The sequence below is a fragment of the Nocardioides sp. S5-5 genome, from assembly GCF_054954065.1.
Map to the genome: position 1 here is coordinate 2000804 of NZ_CP199913.1, position 19161 is coordinate 2019964.

Annotated in this window: 14 protein-coding genes; 11 read left to right on the plus strand and 3 right to left on the minus strand. The window is 73.5% G+C overall.

Going from position 1 to position 19161, the window contains the following annotated elements:
- Nucleotides 1-5 precede the first annotated feature (5 nt).
- Together ACUP6Y_RS09445 and ACUP6Y_RS09450 are read left to right on the plus strand one after the other, a co-directional pair.
- Nucleotides 6-2303, plus strand: coding sequence for a putative bifunctional diguanylate cyclase/phosphodiesterase (locus tag ACUP6Y_RS09445; protein ID WP_462555617.1), 2298 nt, complete (start codon nucleotides 6-8; stop codon nucleotides 2301-2303).
- On the plus strand, nucleotides 2300-3010 hold the full coding sequence (locus ACUP6Y_RS09450) for a hypothetical protein (RefSeq protein WP_462555620.1): 711 nt from the start codon (nucleotides 2300-2302) through the stop codon (nucleotides 3008-3010). The genes ACUP6Y_RS09445 and ACUP6Y_RS09450 overlap by 4 nt, the downstream gene beginning before the upstream one ends.
- On the opposite strand, the gene ACUP6Y_RS09455 is transcribed toward ACUP6Y_RS09450, so the two are convergent.
- On the minus strand, nucleotides 2992-3456 hold the full coding sequence (locus tag ACUP6Y_RS09455) for a hypothetical protein (protein WP_462555622.1): 465 nt from the start codon (nucleotides 3454-3456) through the stop codon (nucleotides 2992-2994). The two genes, ACUP6Y_RS09450 and ACUP6Y_RS09455, sit on opposite strands and share 19 nt — an antisense overlap.
- Nucleotides 3457-3569: 113 nt before the next feature.
- Here ACUP6Y_RS09455 and ACUP6Y_RS09460 point away from each other — a divergent pair, with 113 nt between their 5' ends.
- Nucleotides 3570-4247, plus strand: coding sequence for a helix-turn-helix transcriptional regulator (locus ACUP6Y_RS09460; RefSeq protein ID WP_462555625.1), 678 nt, complete (start codon nucleotides 3570-3572; stop codon nucleotides 4245-4247).
- On the opposite strand, the gene ACUP6Y_RS09465 is transcribed toward ACUP6Y_RS09460, so the two are convergent.
- A complete protein-coding gene (locus ACUP6Y_RS09465; RefSeq protein ID WP_462555628.1) occupies nucleotides 4207-5808 on the minus strand; it encodes a thiamine pyrophosphate-binding protein in 1602 nt (533 codons plus the stop codon). The two genes, ACUP6Y_RS09460 and ACUP6Y_RS09465, sit on opposite strands and share 41 nt — an antisense overlap.
- A gap of 22 nt (nucleotides 5809-5830) precedes the next feature.
- Between ACUP6Y_RS09465 and ACUP6Y_RS09470 the strand changes: the two genes are divergently transcribed.
- From ACUP6Y_RS09470 to ACUP6Y_RS09500, 7 genes are all read left to right on the plus strand, one after another.
- Complete coding sequence (locus tag ACUP6Y_RS09470) at nucleotides 5831-7171, plus strand: glutamine synthetase family protein (protein ID WP_462555630.1); 1341 nt, start codon at nucleotides 5831-5833, stop codon at nucleotides 7169-7171.
- A 7-nt stretch (nucleotides 7172-7178) separates the two neighbouring features.
- Entirely contained in the window at nucleotides 7179-10106 is a 2928-nt protein-coding gene (locus tag ACUP6Y_RS09475) for a bifunctional [glutamine synthetase] adenylyltransferase/[glutamine synthetase]-adenylyl-L-tyrosine phosphorylase (protein ID WP_462555633.1), read from the plus strand.
- Between the two features lie 212 nt (nucleotides 10107-10318).
- A complete protein-coding gene (locus tag ACUP6Y_RS09480) occupies nucleotides 10319-12250 on the plus strand; it encodes a hypothetical protein (RefSeq protein ID WP_462555636.1) in 1932 nt (643 codons plus the stop codon).
- A gap of 42 nt (nucleotides 12251-12292) precedes the next feature.
- Nucleotides 12293-13273 (plus strand): FecCD family ABC transporter permease, encoded by a 981-nt coding sequence (locus tag ACUP6Y_RS09485; protein WP_462555639.1) that lies wholly within the window; start codon nucleotides 12293-12295, stop codon nucleotides 13271-13273.
- Nucleotides 13270-14295 (plus strand): FecCD family ABC transporter permease, encoded by a 1026-nt coding sequence (locus ACUP6Y_RS09490; RefSeq protein ID WP_462555642.1) that lies wholly within the window; start codon nucleotides 13270-13272, stop codon nucleotides 14293-14295. The genes ACUP6Y_RS09485 and ACUP6Y_RS09490 overlap by 4 nt, the downstream gene beginning before the upstream one ends.
- Entirely contained in the window at nucleotides 14292-15101 is an 810-nt protein-coding gene (locus tag ACUP6Y_RS09495) for an ABC transporter ATP-binding protein (RefSeq protein ID WP_462555645.1), read from the plus strand. The genes ACUP6Y_RS09490 and ACUP6Y_RS09495 overlap by 4 nt, the downstream gene beginning before the upstream one ends.
- Nucleotides 15102-15152: 51 nt before the next feature.
- The gene (locus ACUP6Y_RS09500) at nucleotides 15153-16196 is read left to right on the plus strand and encodes an iron-siderophore ABC transporter substrate-binding protein (protein WP_462555648.1); all 1044 of its coding nucleotides are present in this window, start codon (nucleotides 15153-15155) and stop codon (nucleotides 16194-16196) included.
- Between the two features lie 8 nt (nucleotides 16197-16204).
- Here the strand turns inward: ACUP6Y_RS09500 and ACUP6Y_RS09505 are convergent, their stop codons facing one another.
- Nucleotides 16205-16981, minus strand: coding sequence for a 2-keto-4-pentenoate hydratase (locus ACUP6Y_RS09505; protein WP_462555651.1), 777 nt, complete (start codon nucleotides 16979-16981; stop codon nucleotides 16205-16207).
- A 119-nt stretch (nucleotides 16982-17100) separates the two neighbouring features.
- On the opposite strand from ACUP6Y_RS09505, the gene ACUP6Y_RS09510 reads away from it, so the two are divergent.
- A complete protein-coding gene (locus ACUP6Y_RS09510; protein WP_462555654.1) occupies nucleotides 17101-19158 on the plus strand; it encodes a putative bifunctional diguanylate cyclase/phosphodiesterase in 2058 nt (685 codons plus the stop codon).
- Nucleotides 19159-19161 lie beyond the last annotated feature (3 nt).

Below are 19161 nucleotides of genomic sequence, written 5' to 3' on the forward strand. Positions count from 1 at the left end.
GGGGCGTGGGCCGCAGAGCCGGTGCCGAGCCGCGCGCACCCCGGGTCGCCCGGGCCGAGCGCGTGGTGGCCCTCCTGTCCTGGGGCTGGCTGATCGTCGGGCTGGGCGTCAACCAGGTGGCGCAGTCCGCCACCCACGCGACGAGCCAGGCGATCCTGCTCACAACGCTCACCATCTTCTTCCCGATGCTGCTGGTGCGGCTCGCGCTGGCCGCGCGGCTCTACCCGGGCCGCCGTACCGGGCTGCTCCTGCTGCTCGCCGCGGTGCTGGCGTGGTCGGTGGGCTCGATGTCGGTGAACGCCGCGAGCGCCGCGACCCGTGCGCACTTCCCGGCGCCGGGGGAGTGGCTCTTCCTCGTCTCCTACCTCGGCATGGCCGGGTACCTCATGCTCGACGTGGACCGGCGCCAGCTGCGCCCGACTCGCGGGTGGCTCGACATCGCCGTCATCTGCGGCGCCACCTCGTGCCTGGCCTCGCTGCTCCTGGTCACCCCGGTCCGGCTGGCCTCCGGGCAGGAGGGCGTGCCGCTGCTGCTGGCGCTGATCTACCCGCTGGCCGACACGGTCCTGGCGCTCGCGGTCCTCGGCCAGGCGCTGCTCCAGGCGCGCTCGGACCGCTGGAGGTCGGCGATGCTCGGCGTCGCGTTCGTCCTGCTGGCGTGCGCGGACTCCGGCTTCGCGCTGCAGGCCTCGGCGCGCACGTACGACTTCGCCAACGTCAGCAATGCGCTGTGGGGCGGCGCCTTCGCGCTCCTCGTCGCGGCTGCCTGCCGTCCGCCGCAGTCGGTCATCCGGACCGTCCCCAAGGCGGCCGGGACGACGGTCCTGGTCAGTGCCGGAGCCGTGGCCACGGCGGTGCTGACGGTCCGGCCCGACGAGTCGCTGGCCTACTACACGCTCCCGCCGGCGCTGCTGACGATGCTCACCGTGGCCTGGCGGATGGGCCTGGCGCTCAAGGACGCGAACCGCGCGACCGAGGCCTTCGCACTGTCGCAGACCGACGACCTCACCAAGCTGCCCAACCGCCGGGCGGTCCGGGTGCGGCTGGAGGACGCCCTCACCGACCGCAGGCCGCTGGCGCTGATGCTGCTGGACCTCGACGGCTTCAAGGAGATCAACGACGCCCTCGGACACCACGTCGGCGACACCGTGCTGCGTCTGGTCGCGGTGCGGATGCGCGAGGCGGTCGACCAGCACGCCATGGTCGCGCGCCTGGGCGGCGACGAGTTCGCGATCATCCTGGGGGCGGGCGACGAGATCGAGCTGCTGGAGACCGCGCACCAGGTGCTGCGCGACCTCGCCCAGCCGATCGCGGTCGACGGCATCGAGATCTGCCCGTCGGGGTCGATCGGCATCACTGTCGCCGCCTCCGACGACGTGGACAGCGGCGAGATGCTGCGGCGCGCGGACGTCGCGATGTACCAGGCCAAGAACGCGAGCATGGGGGCGGCGCTGTACGACGCCGAGCTGGACGAGTTCTCCCGCTCCCGGCTGCAGCTGGCCGAGGAGCTGCGCAAGGGGATCGCCGACGGCCAGATCGAGGTCTGGTACCAGCCACAGCTCGACGTCGCGGCCATGCGGATCTCCGGCATGGAGGCGCTGGTGCGCTGGCGCCATCCGGTGCAGGGTGTGATCAGCCCGGTGTCGTTCCTGCCGGCGGCGCGGCGGGCGGGGCTGATGCCGGTCCTGTCGACGGCCATCGCCCGGCAGGCCGTCGAGGACCACCGTCGCCGCCTGGCGGCCGGCCTGGACCTGCGCGTCGCCGTCAACTGCGCGCCGACCGAGCTTCTCGGCCAGGCGTTCCTCCCGCAGCTCTACGCCGCCGTCACGGAGAGCGGCATCCCGGCCGAGGGCCTGGTGCTCGAGGTCACCGAGGACTCCTTCCTCGCCGACCCCCAGCACACCCGCGAGGTGCTGCAGGACCTGCGCAGCCACGGAGTCCAGGTCTCGATCGACGACTACGGCACCGGCTTCTCCTCGCTCACCTACCTGCGCAACCTGCCGGTGCAGGAGCTCAAGATCGACCGCTCGCTGGTCCGCAACGTGGCCGTGGACGGCCGCAGCCGGATGATCGTGGCCTCCACGATCCAGCTCGCGCACGCGCTGGACATGCGCATCGTCGCCGAGGGCGTCGAGAACGCCGCGGACCTCGAGGTGCTGGTCGAGCTGGGCATCGACACGGTGCAGGGCTACCACCTGGCGCGGCCGATGCCGGCCTCCGAGGTCGAGCGCTGGGTACGAGGCTGGAGGAGCGAGGACCTCACCCGCGCGACGCACCTCGCGGCTGCCAGGATGGGATCGTGAACGCCGCCCCCCTGCGCTTCGTGCTCGACCCGGTCGGCGAGGAGCTGGCCGCCGCCTTGAGGTGCGAGGCCGACGTGTTCTTGGACCGCTACGGCAACACCGCGGAGGAGTTCGCGGTCGAGTACGGCCCCTATCTCGACTCCACCGGCTTCATGACCGTGCTCGACGAGCGCGACGAGGCGGTGGCGACGGCCCGGTTCATCGCCTCCGGTCCGGCCGGGCTGAAGACGCTCAACGACCTCGCGCGGGAGCCGTGGGGTGTCGACGGCGAGCGCTCGGCACGTGCCGCGGGCGTCGACCCCGAGCGGACCTGGGACATCGCGACGGTCGCGGTCCGGCCCGGTGCCGGACGCGAGGGCCTGTGCGCGGCCGCGCTCTACCACGGCATCGTCACGGCCGCCTTCGCCAACGACATCGACTTCGTCGTGATGATCATGGACTCGCAGCCGCGGCGCCTGCTCACCGCGCTGGGCATGCAGACCCAGGTGCTGCCCGGCACCGCGACGGGCGAGTACCTCGGCTCGGAGAGCAGTACGCCGCTGTGGGCGAGCCTGCGCCGGATGTTCGAGCGCCAGCGCCAGGAGGACCCCGACGCCTACCGGCTGATCTTCCAGGGGATCGGCCTCGACGGCATCGCGCTGCCGACGGACTGGGCGCGGCGCTCGCACCGGGCCACAGAGGTGAGCGCTCACGCCTCCCGGCGGTGATCACCCCGCATCATCCGCGCCATCGAGAAGCAGCACACGGCGAGCGCGAGCATGCCCAGGGCGAGGTAGGCCATCTGGTCCACGCTGAACAGGTTGACCGCGAGCAGCACGAACCAGACGCCGAGGACGTCCGCGCCGAGCTGCGGCATGGCGGCGACGAGCAGCCCGATCAGGAGCGTGATCGCGCCGACCCACATCACCGCGTCGGAGGCGTTGCCGGGCAGGAGGTTGTTGGCCCACGTCGAGATCGAGCCCGCCCACGTGGTGCTCTCGGTGACGGCGTTGGTCATCATGTCGAGTCCCCACAGGACGGGGAGCGCGACGAAGGTCGCCCAGAGGGCCACGCGGCTCTGGTGGGCGGCGTCGACGGTGGCGAAGTGCGTGAGGTCGTGCATCTCCTCGCGCATGTCGTGGGTGAGGTGGTCCCACGCGTGCGTGCTGGCCATGGTTGGCCCCTTTCTCGAGCGGCCCCTTTTGTAAGGGACATCACATTCGACGGTAGACCTGTGGCGATCTTTCGACAAGACTCGTGTCCGTTGGAAATCGGGGGGAGCAGGTCATGGACGAGGCGTTCGGGCAGCGGGTGACGCGTGTCGGCTCCCTCGCCGACCCGATACGACGGGCGCTGTACCGCTTCGTCGCCGAGCAGCCCGGCGCGGTGAGCCGGGACCAGGCGGCCCACGGGGTCGACGTACCCCGGCACACGGCGAAGTTCCACCTCGAGCGGCTGGTCGACGAGGGCCTGCTCGTCACCGAGTTCCGCCGGCTGACCGGACGGACCGGGCCCGGCGCGGGGCGGCCCGCGAAGCTCTACCGCCGCTCGCGCCGCGAGCTGAGCGTGAGCGTCCCGAGCCGGCGCTACGACCTCGCCGGCCAGGTGCTCGCCGACGCGGTGGAGCGCACCCTCGCCGGGATGCCGATGCCGGACGCGCTGGCCGCGGCCGCCGACGACGCCGCCGACGCGGTGACCGCCGCCGCCGACGGATCGCTCGTGGAGACCCTGACGCCGCTCGGCTACGAGCCGCGCGCCGAGGACGACGGCTCGCTGTGCCTGGCCAACTGTCCCTTCGACCGGCTCGCCGCCGACCACCGCGAGCTGGTCTGCGGCGTCAACCGGAGCTTCCTGACAGCGCTCGCGCGGCGCTTCGGCGCCGGCGTCGAGCCGGTCGCGGCGGAGCCGGGGTGCTGCGCGCTGATCAGACCGTCAGGTGGATCAGCGTCGGACCGGGCGCGGTGAGCGCCTCGGCGACCAGCGCGCCGAGGTCCGCGACGCTCGCTGCCCGCACCCCGCGGGCACCGCAGGCCCGGGCCAGCGCGGCGAAGTCGGGGGAGGCGAGGTCGACGCCCAGCGGCGCGATCGCCCGGTCGAGCATCTGCTCGCGGATCTCGGCGTACCCGCCGTTGTCGACGACCACGACGGGAAGCGCCAGGCCGAGCTCGACGGCGGTCATCAGCTCCGGCACGGTGAACATCGCCGCGCCGTCGCCGACCACCGCGATCACCGCGCGGTCCGGGGCGGCGACCTTGGCGCCGATCGCGGCGGGCAGGCCGTAGCCGAGGGTCGCGTAGCCGGTGGGGTAGAGCAGCCGGTGGGCCGGCGTCATCGGCCAGAAGTGGACCGTGCCGTAGTAGGTCACCTGCGAGCTGTCGCCCGCCACGACGGCGTCCGAGGGCAGCGCGGCCCGCAGCTCCCCCTGGATCCGGGCCCAGGGGCCGGCCTCGCGGTCCGCGCCGGCGAGGACCCGGGCCCTCAGGTCCGGGTCCGGCGGCCGGACGACGCCCGCCTCGCGCAGCCGCCCGACGAGCGCGGTCAGGAAGGCGGCGGCGTCGCTGTGGACGGGGACGTCGGCGGGGACGTTCTTGTGCAGCTGGCCGGGGTCGAGGTCGACCCGGACCACCATCCGTCCGGAGCCGCCGGGCGCGACCACGCCGCCCCACAGGTCGGAGTCGCCGAGCTCGCTGCCGACCACGAGCAGCACGTCGGCGTCGTCGATCACCGCGTGGGCCTCCGGCAGCCGCACCGACGCGCCGAGGGCGCCGGGGTGCTCCTCGTCGACGACGCCCTTGCCGTTGACGGTCGTGAGCACGGGGAGCCCGAGGTCGAGGAGGGCGGCGAGCGCGGGCGCGGCGCCACGGCTGCCGCCGCCGGCGACCACGAGCGGCCGGGCGGCCGCGGTGAGCAGCCGGGCCACCCGCGCGACGGCGTCGGCGCCGGCCGTGGGCGGCGCGCCGGGCGGGCGGACCGGGCAGGCGCGCCGGGTCCACGGTCCCTCCAGCACGTCGACCGGCACCTCGAGGTGGACCGGTCGCGGACGCGAGGTGCGCAAGCCGTCGAAGAGGTCCGCGACGGCCTCGGGGACCTCGTCGGCCGACTCGACCCGCACGCTGCGCGCGCAGACCGAGGCCAGCGTGGCCTGCTGGTCGCGCATCTCGTGGAGCCAGCCGATGTCGGCGCCGACCGTGCCCCGCACCGGGCCCGGGGAGACGGCGAGGACCGGCACCGAGTCGGCGTACGACGTGGCGAGGGCGGTGATCGCGTTGGTGATGCCGGGCCCGGAGGTCGTGATCACGACGCCGGGCCGGCCCGAGGTGCGGGCGTACCCGTCGGCGGCGTACCCCGCGCCCTGCTCGTGGCGCGGAAGGACGTGGCGGATGCCGGAGCCGGCCAGGTGCCGGTAGATCTCCAGGCTGTGGGTGCCGGGGATGCCGAAGACGTCGCGCACCCCCTGGGCGAGCAGCGCGTCGACGACGGCCGCGCCGCCGGTGCTTCGGTCCTGGTCCCGCAACACGTTCGTCACGGGTCGACACTAGGCTGCGGCCATGGGTAAGCAAGAGGACTTCGTCCTGCGGGCGCTCGAGGAGCGTGACGTCCGGTTCGTACGGCTGTGGTTCACCGACGTGCTGGGCTTCCTCAAGTCCGTGGCGGTCGCGCCGGCCGAGCTCGAGGGCGCCTTCTCCGAGGGCATCGGGTTCGACGGGTCGGCGATCGAGGGCTTCGCGCGGGTCTACGAGGCGGACATGCTGGCCCTGCCCGACCCGACCACCTTCCAGATCCTGCCGTGGCGCAGCGCCGAGGGTCCGGCGACGGCGCGGATGTTCTGCGACATCGTGATGCCCGACGGCTCGGCGTCGTACGCCGACCCGCGCAACGTGCTCAAGCGCACCCTCGGCAAGGCGGCCGAGCAGGGGTTCACGTTCTACACCCACCCCGAGATCGAGTTCTACCTGTTCAAGGACGAGCCGAGCGCGGGCGACGAGCCGGTCCCGATCGACCGCAGCGGCTACTTCGACCACGCCGCCCACTCCCACGGCTCGGACTTCCGCCGCGAGGCGATCACCATGCTCGAGGCGATGGGGATCTCGGTGGAGTTCAGCCACCACGAGGGCGGCCCCGGGCAGCAGGAGATCGACCTGCGCTACGCCGACGCGCTGACGACCGCCGACAACATCATGACCTTCCGCACGGTCATCCGGGAGGTCGCGCTCAACCAGGGGATCTGGGCGACCTTCATGCCCAAGCCGTTCACCACGCACCCCGGCTCGGGCATGCACACCCACCTGTCGCTGTTCGAGGGCGACCAGAACGCCTTCTACGAGGCGGGGGCGGAGTACCAGCTCTCCAGGACCGGCCGTCAGTTCATCGCCGGCATCCTGCGCCACGCCAGCGAGATCAGCGTCGTGACCAACCAGTGGGTCAACTCCTACAAGCGGATGATGTTCGGCGGCGAGGCGCCGTCGTACATCTGCTGGGGTCACAACAACCGCTCGGCCATGGTGCGGGTGCCGATGTACAAGCCGATGAAGGGCCAGTCGACCCGGGTCGAGCTGCGCACCATCGACTCGGCGTGCAACCCCTACCTCGCCTATGCCGCGGTGCTGGCCGCCGGTCTCAAGGGCATCGAGAACGACTACGAGCTGCCCCGCGAGGCCGAGGACGACGTGTGGGCGCTGACCGAGCGCGAGCGGCGCAGCCTCGGGATCGAGCCGCTGCCCAAGAGCCTGCACGACGCGATCGCGGTCGCCGAGCACTCCGAGCTGCTGGCCGAGACGCTGGGGGAGCAGGTCTTCGAGTTCTTCCTGCGCAACAAACGGGCGGAGTGGGACGAGTACCGCGGCCAGGTCTCGGCCTTCGAGCGCGACCGCATGCTGCCCGTGCTGTAGGGCTGGGATGAACCGGGCTTCGCAGCGCACCGAGCTGCTCCGGCTCGGGTTCGTCGATCTCGACCGGGCGCTCGCCGACCTCGAGCTGCTCGGGCCGGGCGCCACGGATCTGCTCGCGCTGCTGGGCCGCACCGCCGACCCGGACGCCGCGCTGCACGGGCTGGTCCGCCTCGCCGAGGCCGCCGAGCAGACGGCGGACCGGGCCGAGCTGCTCGCCGCCGTCCGCGACGACGAGGGTACGGCGATGCGGCTGCTGTGCGTGCTGGGCGCGAGCGCGGCGCTGGCCGACCACCTCGCCGTCCACCCCGCGCACTGGCGCGAGCTCGCCGACCCCTCCCTCGGCTCGACCCGCCCGGCCGCCTGGGCGGTGCGCGCCCGCCTCGTCGAGGCGGTCACCGGCAAGCCGGACCAGGAGGCCGTCGACGCGCTGCGGGTGGAGTACCGCCGCCATCTGCTGCGGCTCGCCGCCCGCGACCTGACCCACCACCTCGGGGTCGACGACGCGGCGGCGGAGCTGGCCGAGCTCGCCGCCGGGACCCTGGACGCTGCGCTGGTCGTGGCCCGGGCGCGGGTCGGGGAGCCGGCGTCCGGCGTACGGCTGGCGGTGGTGGCGATGGGCAAGTGCGGCGGGCACGAGCTCAACTACGTCTCCGACGTCGACGTGCTCTTCGTCCACCAGGGTGACGAGCGGGTCGCGGCCCGGCTGGCCGCGCAGCTGATGCAGGTCTGCGCGGACCACACCGCCGAGGGCACCATCTGGCCGGTCGACGCGGCGCTGCGCCCGGAGGGCAAGGCCGGGCCGCTGAGCCGGACCCTGGCCAGTCACCAGAGCTACTACGAGCGCTGGGCCGAGCCGTGGGAGTTCCAGGCATTGCTCAAGGCCCGACCGGTCGCGGGCGATCTCGCGCTGGGTCGCGAGTTCGTGGCGATGGTCGCGCCGCTGGTCTGGTCGGCCGCCGACCGCGACGGCTTCGTCGACGCCGCGCGGGCCATGCGCCGTCGGGTCCTCGACCACATCCCGGCCAGGGAGGCCGAGCGCCAGCTGAAGCTCGGTGCCGGCGGGCTGCGCGACGTCGAGTTCGCCGTCCAGCTGCTGCAGCTCGTCCACGGCCGCGCCGACGAGTCGATCCGCCCGCCGACGACGCTGAGCGCGCTGGCCCGGCTCACCGAGGGCGGGTACGTCGGCCGCGAGGACGGCGAGGCGCTGCACCGCGCGTACGCCTTCTTGCGCCAGCTCGAGCATCGCATCCAGCTGCACCGGCTCCAGCGCACCCATGTGGTGCCGTCCGACGAGGCGTCGCTGCGCCGGCTCGGGCGCAGCCTGGGCTTCTTCAAGGAGGCGCGAAAGCAGCTCGAGGAGACCTGGCAGGAGCACCGCCGCGAGGTCAGCCGGCTGCACCAGAAGATCTTCTACCGCCCGCTGCTCACCGCCGTGGCCCGGATCGGCGCCGACGAGGTGCGGCTGTCGTCCGAGGCCGCGGGCGCCCGCCTCGCCGCCCTCGGGTACGCCGACCCACAGGCCGCGCTGCGCAACCTGGAGGCCCTGACCAGCGGCGTGAGCCGCACCGCCGCGATCCAGCGCACGCTGCTGCCCGCGATGCTGCAGTGGTTCGCCGAGTGTCCCGACCCCGACGGCGGCCTGTTCGGCTTCCGCCGGATCAGCGAGGCCCTGGGCCGCACCCCGTGGTACCTCTCCACGCTGCGCGACGAGGGCGAGGCCGCCGAGCGGCTGGCCCACCTGCTCGCCACGTCCCGCTACTGCACCGACCTGCTCGAGCGCGAGCCGGCCGGCGTCCGGCTGCTCGGCGGCGACCTCCACCCGCTCGGGTCGGCCGCCCTCACCGACGAGATGCTGGCGACCGGCGGGCGCCAGGAGGGCTTCGAGAAGGGGGTGCGCGCCGTGCGCGCCGTACGCCGTCGTGAGCTGCTGCGCATCGCTGCCGGCGACGTGCTCGGTCTGGTCGACGTCGCCGACGTCGGCTTCGCGCTCACCCGGCTCACCGACGCCACGCTCGAGGCCACGCTGCACGGCGCGATCGAGTCGACCGCCCGCACCCGCGGCATCGAGGCGATCCCGACCCGGATGGCGCTCGTCGCGATGGGCCGCTACGGCGGCTTCGAGCTGTCCTACGGCAGCGACGCCGACGTGCTGTTCGTCCACGACCCCGTCGAGGGCGCCGACGCCCACGAGGCCACGACCTTCGCGCGGCTGGTCGCCGAGGAGGTGCGCCGGGTGCTCGCCGTGCCCGGTCCCGACCCGGCGCTGGTCGTCGACGCCGACCTGCGGCCCGAGGGCCGCCAGGGGCCGCTGGTCCGCACCCTCGACGCGTACGCCGCCTACTACGCCAAGTGGTCGCACGTCTGGGAGGCCCAGGCGCTGCTGCGCGCCGACGCCGTGGTCGGCGACCGCGACCTGCGCGAGCGGTTCACCGCGCTCATCGACCCGCTGCGCTACCCGGCTGGCGGGCTCACCGACGACGACGTGCTCGAGGTGCGCCGGATCAAGGGGCGCGTCGACAAGGAGCGGCTCCCGCGTGGCGCCGACCCCGCCCTGCACCTCAAGCTCGGCCGCGGGGGACTGGCCGACATCGAGTGGACCGTCCAGCTGCTGCAGCTGCGCCACGGCGCCGAGGTCCCCGGCCTGCGCACCACCCAGACCCTGGCCGCGCTCACCGCCGCGGCCGAGGCCGGGCTGATCACCCACGACGACGCGCAGACCCTCGGCACGTCCTGGCGACTGGCCACCCGGGTCCGCAACGCGGTCCTGCTCGCCCGCGGCCGCGCCGGCGACGAGTTCCCGCGCGCCGTGCTGGAGCGCCGCGCCGTCGCCGGGATCCTCGGCTACCAGCTCACCGAGACCGACCGGCTGCTCGACGACTACCTGCGGGTGACCCGGCACGCGCACGCCGTGGTGGACCGGGTCTTCTGGGAGTAGCCCGGTGGAAAAAAGGCGTCAGGCCGCGACCTCTGGGGGGGTCGGTCGCGGCCCGACACCGGACATCATAGACACATCACCGGATCGTTGGGGCGAGAAGGGCCGCGGTTGACCTGACAGGTGTCCACCCGCGGCGCCCGGTCGAGACGTCACGCTGTTCAGGTACCTGCGACGACCAGTAACGTCTGGCCCACCGATACCGGAGGTATGCCATGCTCCCCGCTGCTGCACCCACCGCGCCGGCCGGCGGCGCCGCGCTCGACCAGGTCCTGATCGCGGCGGGCGCCTTCGCCGCGATCTACGTCCCGTTGGGGATCTTCCTGCTGAGGGAGCGGGAGGGGAGGCCGACGCTGCTGGGCCGGCTCGCCGACCGGGTGGCGGCGCTCGACGGGCTGCCGCGGTGGGCCGGGCTGCCGGGCTATCTCGCGCTGGTCTCGCTGATCGCGTGCGCGTTCGGCGTCTACTGGGACGTGCCGATCCACATGCAGAACGGCCGTGACGAGGGGCCGCTGGCCAACCCGTCGCACTTCCCGATCATGTTCGGGATCTTCGGCTTCCTGGCCTCGGGCGTGATCTCGGCGGGACTCGCGAAGGCGCCGCTGCCGCGTCGTACGGTCCAGCTGACGCCGGGGTGGCGGGTGCCGATGGGCACCATGGTGCTGCTCGGCGCCGGCCTGATCGCGGCGGCGGGCTTCCCGGCCGACGACGTGTGGCACCGGCTGTTCGGGCAGGACGTCACCGAGTGGGGGCCGACCCACGTGATGATGATCGGCGGCGCGGTCACCTGCGTGCTCGCGCTGCCGCTGCTGTACGCCGAGGCGGCTCAGGTCGGCCGGCCACCGCTGCGGGGCCGGGCGACCCGGCTCGTGATGACCGCGGTCCTCGGGCTCTGCGTCATCCCGGTGGCCTTCTTGATGGAGTTCGACCTCGGCGTGCCGCAGTTCCCGGCGACCACGCTGTTCATCATCTCCGGGTTCTTGACCGGCTGGATCTTCGTCGCGGGCCGGATCTTCCTGGGCCGGGGCGGCGCGCTGGTCACCTGGGCGACCTACCTCGGCATCCGGGTGCTGATCTACGCGATCACGCTGCCGGTCCCCGACATCCACCGGGCGCACTGGCTGCTGTTCCTCGGCTCGGCACTGTGCATCGAGCTGCTCGCGCTGGCCTGGCGCGACCGCGGCCCGGTGTTCGCCGGCGTCGCCGGCCTGCTCGCCGGGACGCTCGGCCTGGCGACCGAGTGGTGGTGGATGGACCTGTTCCTGCCCTACCCGCTGCCGCCCGAGGGAGCGCAGCTGCCGTTGATGCTGGCGGTCGGCGGCGTGGCCGGGGTGGGCGGCGGCCTGCTCGGCTGGTCGTTCGCGCGCCACGTCGAGCGGATCGGCCGCTTCGGGCCGAGCGCCGAGCCGGGCAGTGCGGCGCCGCGGCCCGCTCGCTGGGTCGGTACGGCGGGCACGCTGGTGTTCATCGCCTCGATGGCCGTCTTCGCGGCCCCGGCCGGCGCCGGGGAGGTCGACGTGGTCAAGCAGTGCGACGGCGACGAGTGCCGCACGACGTACCAGCCGGTCGAGGGGACCGGCGTGATCATGGGCCACGTCTCCTACGACGACGACTGCATCGGCGAGCAGGGCTGCACCAGCGTGGTGACGGTGCGTGCCGATCCCGAGCGGGTCGACGACGCGATCTGGTTCTCCGCGCTGGCCTACCAGGGCAGGAAGGAGCCGGAGTCGCAGCGGCTCGGCGACGGCGTGCTCAGCGTCGCGATGGAGCCGACCGGGCGCGCGGGGGAGTACCGCAGCGCGGAGCCGCTGCCGCTCTACGGCCGCTGGAAGGTGCTGGTCCGGCTGCACCTGCCGCTGCGCACCCTGGTCTCGATCCCCGTCCACATGCCGGCCGACCCCGCGATCACCGGCCCGGCCGCCGGCCTGGTCCAGGTCGACGACGGCGCCGACGTCGCCTTCGTCCACGAGCCGTTCATGCTCCAGCGCGAGCGCAAGCCGGACGTGCCGGTGTGGCTGTGGACCACGATGTACGGCGTGGTCATCGCCTCGTGGCTGGGCCTGCTGGTCTTCTACGGCTGGCTGTTCGCCGCGGCCGCGGGGGCGGCCGGCACGCCTGCGCGCGAGGAGGTCGCGCCGGCTTCCTGAGCGCGCAGGCGCCTGTGGTTTGCTTAGGTTATGCAAACCTCAGTGTCGACGCGGCGGCCGGCCGTCGTCGTGGCGACGCTGCTGCTCGTGCTCGTCGCGGTGGCGCTCAGCCTGGCCCTCGGGGTGCGGGGGGTGGCGCTGCACGACACCTGGCGCGCCCTGGTCGACCCGGTCGCCGGGAACGTCGACCACGACGTGATCCGCGGCCAGCGGGTGCCGCGCACCATCATCGGCGTGCTCGCGGGCGCCGCGCTCGGCCTCGCCGGCGGACTGGCCCAGGCGATCACCCGCAACCCACTGGCCGACCCCGGCCTGCTCGGGCTCAACGCGGGTGCCTCGCTCGGCATCGTCGTGGCGGCGACCGCGTTCGGCGTGCTCAGCCCACTCGGCACCGTGTGGTTCGGCTTCGCCGGCGCCGCGCTCGCCGCGGCTGTCGTGTTCGCGATCGGACACGGTCGCCCGGTCCAGCTGGCGCTCGCCGGCGCGACCGTCACCGCGCTGCTCGCGCCGATCTCCAATCTGCTGCTGTTCCGCGACGTCGACGCGTTCAACGTGCTGCGCTTCTGGTCGGTCGGGGCGCTGACCGGGCGCGACGTCGACGCGGTCTCCGCGCTGTGGCCGTTCCTGGTGGTCGGCGCCGGCCTCGCGCTGTTCGTCGCCCATCGGCTCAACGGCCTCGCGCTGGGCGACGACGTCGCCACGGCGCTGGGCCAGAGCGTGACCACGACCCGGCTGCTGGCGGGCGCCGCGGTCGTCCTGCTCGCCGGCACGGCGACCGCGCTGGCCGGCCCGATCGCCCTGGTCGGCCTGGTCGTGCCCCACGCGGCGCGGCGGCTGATCGGCACCGACCACCGCTGGCTGATCCCGCTCTGCGCGCTGCTCGGTCCGGTGCTGCTCGTCGCGGCCGACATCATCGGCCGGCTGGTGCGCCAAGACGAGCTGGAGGCCGGCGTGGTCGCCGCGCTGATCGGGGCTCCCGTGCTGGTCGCGGTGGCCCGGGGCCGACGGGTGGCCGGCCTGTGAGCGCGCTGGCCGTGACCCGGCTGCGCCGACGTCAGCGCTCCCGAGCCGGCGCCGTCGTCCTCGTCGGCACCCTCGCCTGCCTGGTGCTGGTGCTGGTCAGCCTCGGCATGGGGGTGGCCGGCGTACCTCCGGACCGGGCGCTGCCCGCGATCTTCGGCGTCGGCGACCGGTTCGACCTGCTGGTCGTCCAGAAGCTCCAGCTCCCGCGCTCGCTCGCCGCGATCCTGGCCGGTACCGCCTTCGGCCTGGCCGGCGCGCTGTTCCAGTACACGCTGCGCAACAACCTCGCCAGTCCCGACCTGCTCGGCATCTCGGGCGGTGCCTCGCTCGGCGCGATCACCGCGATCCTCGGGTACGGCGCCACCGGGCTCGCGATCACGGGCTCGGCGCTGCTCGGCGGGCTCGGCACCGCGACCGCGATCTGGCTGCTGGCCTGGCGCGGAGGGCTGCACGGCCTGCGGTTCGTGCTGGTCGGCGTCGGCATCTCGTACGTGTGCGCGTCGCTGATCTCGTGGCGCCTCGCCGAGGCGGACCTGCGCGGGGGCGGCACCGTGCTGCTGTGGACGGTCGGCAGCGTCGCCGACATCCGGGACGGCATGCTGGGCCTGCTCGCGACCGGCGTCGGGGTGCTCGCGGTCCTCGCGTTCGTGGTCGGCCGCTGGCTGCGGCCGCTCGCCCTGGGCGACGATCACGCCCACGGCCTGGGCCTGGCCCCGAACCGGGCCCGCCTGCTGGCCCTGCTCGTCGGCGTCGGCCTGGTCGCCCTGGCGACCGCGGTGGCCGGGCCGATCGCGTTCGTCGCGCTGGTCGCCCCCGCGATCGCGCGCCGCCTGGTCGACGACGGCGGCCCCGCGCTGGCGGCCTCGGCCGCCGTCGGCGCCCTCCTCACCCTCGGCTCCGACGTGCTGGGCCAGGCCGCGCCCTTCGGGATCTCGGCTCCCGTCGGGGTCGTCACGGGCCTGGTCGGGGCGCCGTACCTCCTGTGGCTGCTGGCCCGCAGCGAACGAAAGGCAACCGGATGAGCACCGCCATCACCGCGACCGGCCTCACTCTCGGCTACCGCGGCCGCACCGTGATCGAGGGCCTCGACCTCACCCTGCCGCCGGGCCGGGTGACCGCGATCGTCGGCCCCAACGCGTGCGGCAAGTCCACCCTCCTGCGCGGCCTGGCCCGGCTGCACCCGCACACCGCCGGCACCGTGACCGTCGACGGCACCGACATCGGCCGGCTCTCGCGCAAGCAGCTGGCCCGGCTGGTCGGCGTGCTTCCGCAGTCCTCGATCGCGCCCGACGGTGTCCGGGTGGCCGAGCTGGTCGGCCGTGGCCGGTTCCCGCACCAGGGCTGGTTCGGCCGGCACAGCAGCGACGACGACGCGGTCGTGATGCGCTCGCTCGCCGCGACCGGCACCGCCGAGCTCGCCGAGCGGCGGCTCGAGGAGCTCTCCGGCGGTCAGCGACAGCGGGTCTGGATCGCGATGGTGCTGGCCCAGGAGACCAGCGCGGTGCTGCTCGACGAGCCGACGACCTACCTCGACGTCACCCACCAGCTCGAGCTGCTCGACCTGCTGGCCGACCTCAACGAGGAGCGGGGAACCACCGTCGTGATGGTGCTCCACGAGCTCAACCACGCAGCGCGGTACGCCGACCACATGGTCGTCATGTCCGCCGGACGGGTGGTCGCGCAGGGTGCGCCGGCCGACGTGCTCACCGTCGACTCGGTCCGTGACGCGTTCGGGCTGGACGCCCAGGTGATCGCCGACCCGGTGACCGGCGGGCCGCTCGTCGTACCGCGCGGACGTCCACGGAAGGGGGTCGTCGCGGCCCGCTGACCAGATTCGTTTAGGCTAGCCTGACCTAACCCCGAGAACGAGGAGACACGCGTGCGTACGACACGTGCCGTCCGCCGCGCGGCCGCCCTGGTCGCCGCTCTGGCTGCGCTCACCGCCCTGACCGCCTGCGGCCAGGAGAGCGACGACGACCGGGCCGAGGGTGGCGCCACCACCGGCGAGGCCACCGACAGCTTCCCGATCACGATCGAGAACACCTACGGCACCACCACCATCGAGAAGGCGCCCGAGCGCGTGGCCACGTGGGGCTGGGGCTCCACCGAGGCCGCGATCAAGGCCGGCGTCTACCCGGTCGCCGTCGCCGAGCAGCTGTGGACCGTCGGCGCCGGCAAGCTGCTGCCCTGGGTCGAGGAGGCGTACGACGCCGCCGGCGTCGACCACCCGAGGCTGCTCACCGACGACGGCTCCGGCACGGTGGTGCCCTACGACGAGTTCATCGCCGCGAAGCCGGACCTGATCCTCGCGCCGTACTCCGGGCTCACCGAGGAGCAGTACGACACCCTGAGCGACATCGCTCCCGTCGTCGCCTTCCCCGAGGGCCCCTGGACCACCCCGTGGGACGAGACCATCCGGATCACCGCGAAGGCCTTGGGCCGCAGCGAGCAGGGCGACGAGATCCTGTCCGACATCGACGCCTACTTCGCCGACGAGGCGAGCAAGCACCCCGAGTTCGCGGGCAAGACGATCGCCGGCATCTGGGCCAACCCCAACAACCTGTCGATCTACACCGGCCTCGACCCGCGGGTCGCGATCATGACCAAGCTCGGCTTCGAGGTGGCCCCCGGCGTCGCGAAGCTGGACACGTCCGACGGTGGCTTCTACTACGAGATGAGCTACGAGAAGGCCGACGAGATCGACGCCGACGTGATCATCAGCTACCACGAGACGGAGGCGGACGCCGAGACCCTGCTCGGCAACCCCAAGGCCCTCGCCGTGCCCGCCATCAAGTCCGGCTCGGTCGCCAAGGTCGTCGGTCGGGTGAATGTCTCGTCGGTCTCCCCGCCGACCGCGCTCAGCTACGACTGGAAGAACGGCCTGCCGACCCTGATCGACACGCTCGCGGGCGTCGTGAAGTAGCCCGCCCGTCAGGCGTCGACCGTGATCGTGCCGAGGGACTCGATGTCGAGCCGGTAGCCGCGCCCGGCGACCAGCGGCTCGGCGTCGGTGAGCGCGCCGGCGAGGACGAGCGAGCCGGCGGGCAGGGCCTCGCCGCGGGCCGCGAGATGGTGGGAGAGGTGGACCAGGGCGGCGTACGGGTCGCCGAGGACGGCGGCGCCCGTCGCCTCGTGCCGGACCTCGCCGTCGACGCTCACCGTGCAGCGCAGCGCGGCGAGGTCCGCGACCCCGGCCGCCGGGTGCAGGTCGCCGACGAGGAGGCCGGCCGCGCTGGTGTTGTCGGCGACGACGTCGGCGAACCGGAACCGGTACTCGGCGTAGCGCGAGTCGATGACCTCGGCGGCGATCCCGACCGACGCGACGGCGGCCCGCGCTACGGCGAGGGTGAGCGGGGAGGAGACCGGCTCGGCCAGGACGAAGACGATCTCGGGCTCGATCCGGGGCTGGATCCAGCCGGGCAGCGCGGCGGCGAGAGCGGCGGGCTCGAGCCGCATCGCGTCGGTGAGGAACCCGATGACCGGCTCGGCGACACCCATCCGGGCCTGCTTGGCCGGGCTGGTCAGGCCCAGCTTGGCGCCGATCGGCCGCTCGCCGGCGGCGAGCCGGAGCGCGCGGTCGTGGTCCTGGACGGCGTAGGCCCAGGTGGCGTCCAGGTCCGGTTCGGCCGCGGTGAAGGGCGGCAGCGGGCCGCGTGCCGCGCGGGCGTGGGCGAGGGTGGCCGCCGCGGCGGCGGGATCGAGACTCACCAGGCCATGGTGGCACTCGCCTCGTCGTACCCTCCGATCGACAGCCGCGCCTGGGACGAACGTCCCGATCCACTCTGATCGTCCGGTCCCGGGCCGAAGACACGGGCATGCTCCGCGACGTGACCGACGACGAGCGGCTCCGGCTCATCATCGAGGCGGCGCCGAGCGCGATGGTGCTCGTCGACGCGCGCGGGCGGATCGTCCTGGTCAACTCCGAGGCCGAGCGGGCCTTCGGCTACTCCCGCGACGAGCTGCTCCGGCTCGGGGTCGAGGACCTGATGCCCGAGCGGTTCCGGGCGCGGCACGGCCACGAGCGAGCGTCGTACGCCGTGCGCCCGGACCGGCGTGCGATGGGCGTGGGCCGCGAGCTCTTCGGCCTGCGCCGCGACGGCACCGAGATGCCGGTCGAGATCGGCCTCAACCCGATGAGCATGGGGGAGGAGCGCTACGTCCTCGCCTCGATCATCGACATCACCGAGCGTCGGCGCGGTCAGGAGGTGCTCGTCGCGGAGCGGGAGGACGTGCTGCTGCGCTCCATGCTCGACACCATGCCGTTCAGCATCATCGCGACCGACGCGAGCGGGCGGATCCGCACCGCCAACCCGGCCGCGGCCGACCTGGTGGGCTGGCCCCAGGACGAGCTGATCGGGTGCTCGCTGGTCCGGATCGACGGCGCCCGGCGCCAGCTCTACCCCGATGGCACGCCGGTGCTGGCCCACGCGCTGGGTGACGAGGCGGAGTGGACCTACCGGCGCAAGGACGGCACGCCGGTGCCGGTCCACGAGTGGATCGTGCCGCTCGCCCCGGAGGACGGCGCCCCGGGCGGCTTCCTCGTCGTGGCCCACGACATCACCCACCGGATCGAGGCGCGCGAGCGGATCGAGCACATCGTCACCCACGACAGCCTCACCAACCTCCCGAACCGCTCGCTGCTGGTCCGCCACCTCGACCAGGCGCTGGAGCGGGCCGAGTGCGGCACCACCGAGCTGGCGCTGGTGCTCATCGACCTCGACCAGTTCAAGCGGATCAACGACTCGCTGGGGCACCACATCGGTGACGAGCTGCTGATCGTCGTAGCCGAGCGGCTGCTGGCCTGGACCCGGTCCCACGACCTCGTCGCCCGACTGGGGGGCGACGAGTTCGTGATCGTGTTGGAGGACCTGGTCCCCGGCACCGACCTGGACCGGCGCCTGGCGGACCTGATGGCCGACGTGCTCGCGCCCGTCGTGCTCCACGGCTACGAGCTCGCGGTCACGGCCAGCGTCGGCGGGACGCGCTGCCCCGCCGACGGCCGTGACCCCGGGACGCTGCTGAAGAACGTCGACATCGCGATGTACCAGGCCAAGGCGGCCGGCCGCAACGAGATCCGCTGGTTCGAGCCGGCGATGCTGGCGGAGAACAACGACCGGCTCGCGTTGTCCGCGGCGCTGCGCCAGGCACTCGACCACGACGAGCTCTCGCTGGTCTACCAGCCCCAGGTGGACCTCCTCACCGGCGAGGTCGTCGGCGTCGAGGCGCTGGCCCGCTGGACCAGCCCGACCCTCGGTCCGGTCCCGCCGGACCGGTTCATCCCGGTCGCCGAGGACGGCGGCATGATCGCCCAGCTCGGCGGCTGGGTGCTCGCCACCGCCTGCTCCTCGCTCGCCCGGGTCCAAGAGCAGCTCGGCCGCCCGCTGCGGCTCGCCGTCAACGTCTCGCCTCGCCAGCTGCGGGGACGGGCCTGGCTCGACGACATCGCGACGGCCATCGAGCTCGCCGGCATCCAGCCCTCCCAGCTCGAGGTCGAGATCACCGAGGGCCTGCTCATCGAGGACCACGGCGACGTGGTCGCGATGCTGGAGTCGCTGCGCTCGCTCGGCGTGTCGATCGTGGTCGACGACTTCGGCTGCGGCTACAGCAGCCTCGCCTACCTGACCCGGTTCCCCATCGACAAGCTCAAGATCGACCGCTCGTTCGTCCAGGAGATCAGCACCGCCGAGAACGCCGCCATCGTCGACGCCATCATCGTGATGGCCCACGCCCTCGGCATGACCGTGGTCGCCGAGGGCGTCGAGACCCCCGCCCAGGAGCGGTACCTGCGGGAGCGGGGGTGCGACGAGGTGCAGGGCTACCTGTACAGCCCCGGCGTCCCCGCCGGCTCGCTGGAGATGGTGGCCCGGGCGCTGTCGCGTACCTAGATG

Bases quoted from the DNA above. Each gene is read 5' to 3' on its own strand.
- ACUP6Y_RS09475 (WP_462555633.1), top strand. From the start codon at position 7,179: ATGAACCGGGCTTCGCAGCGCACCGAGCTGCTCCGGCTCGGGTTCGTC.
- ACUP6Y_RS09480 (WP_462555636.1), top strand. From the start codon at position 10,319: ATGCTCCCCGCTGCTGCACCCACCGCGCCGGCCGGCGGCGCCGCGCTC.
- ACUP6Y_RS09470 (WP_462555630.1), top strand. From the start codon at position 5,831: ATGGGTAAGCAAGAGGACTTCGTCCTGCGGGCGCTCGAGGAGCGTGAC.
- ACUP6Y_RS09455 (WP_462555622.1), bottom strand. From the start codon at position 3,456: ATGGCCAGCACGCACGCGTGGGACCACCTCACCCACGACATGCGCGAG.
- ACUP6Y_RS09495 (WP_462555645.1), top strand. From the start codon at position 14,292: ATGAGCACCGCCATCACCGCGACCGGCCTCACTCTCGGCTACCGCGGC.
- ACUP6Y_RS09460 (WP_462555625.1), top strand. From the start codon at position 3,570: ATGGACGAGGCGTTCGGGCAGCGGGTGACGCGTGTCGGCTCCCTCGCC.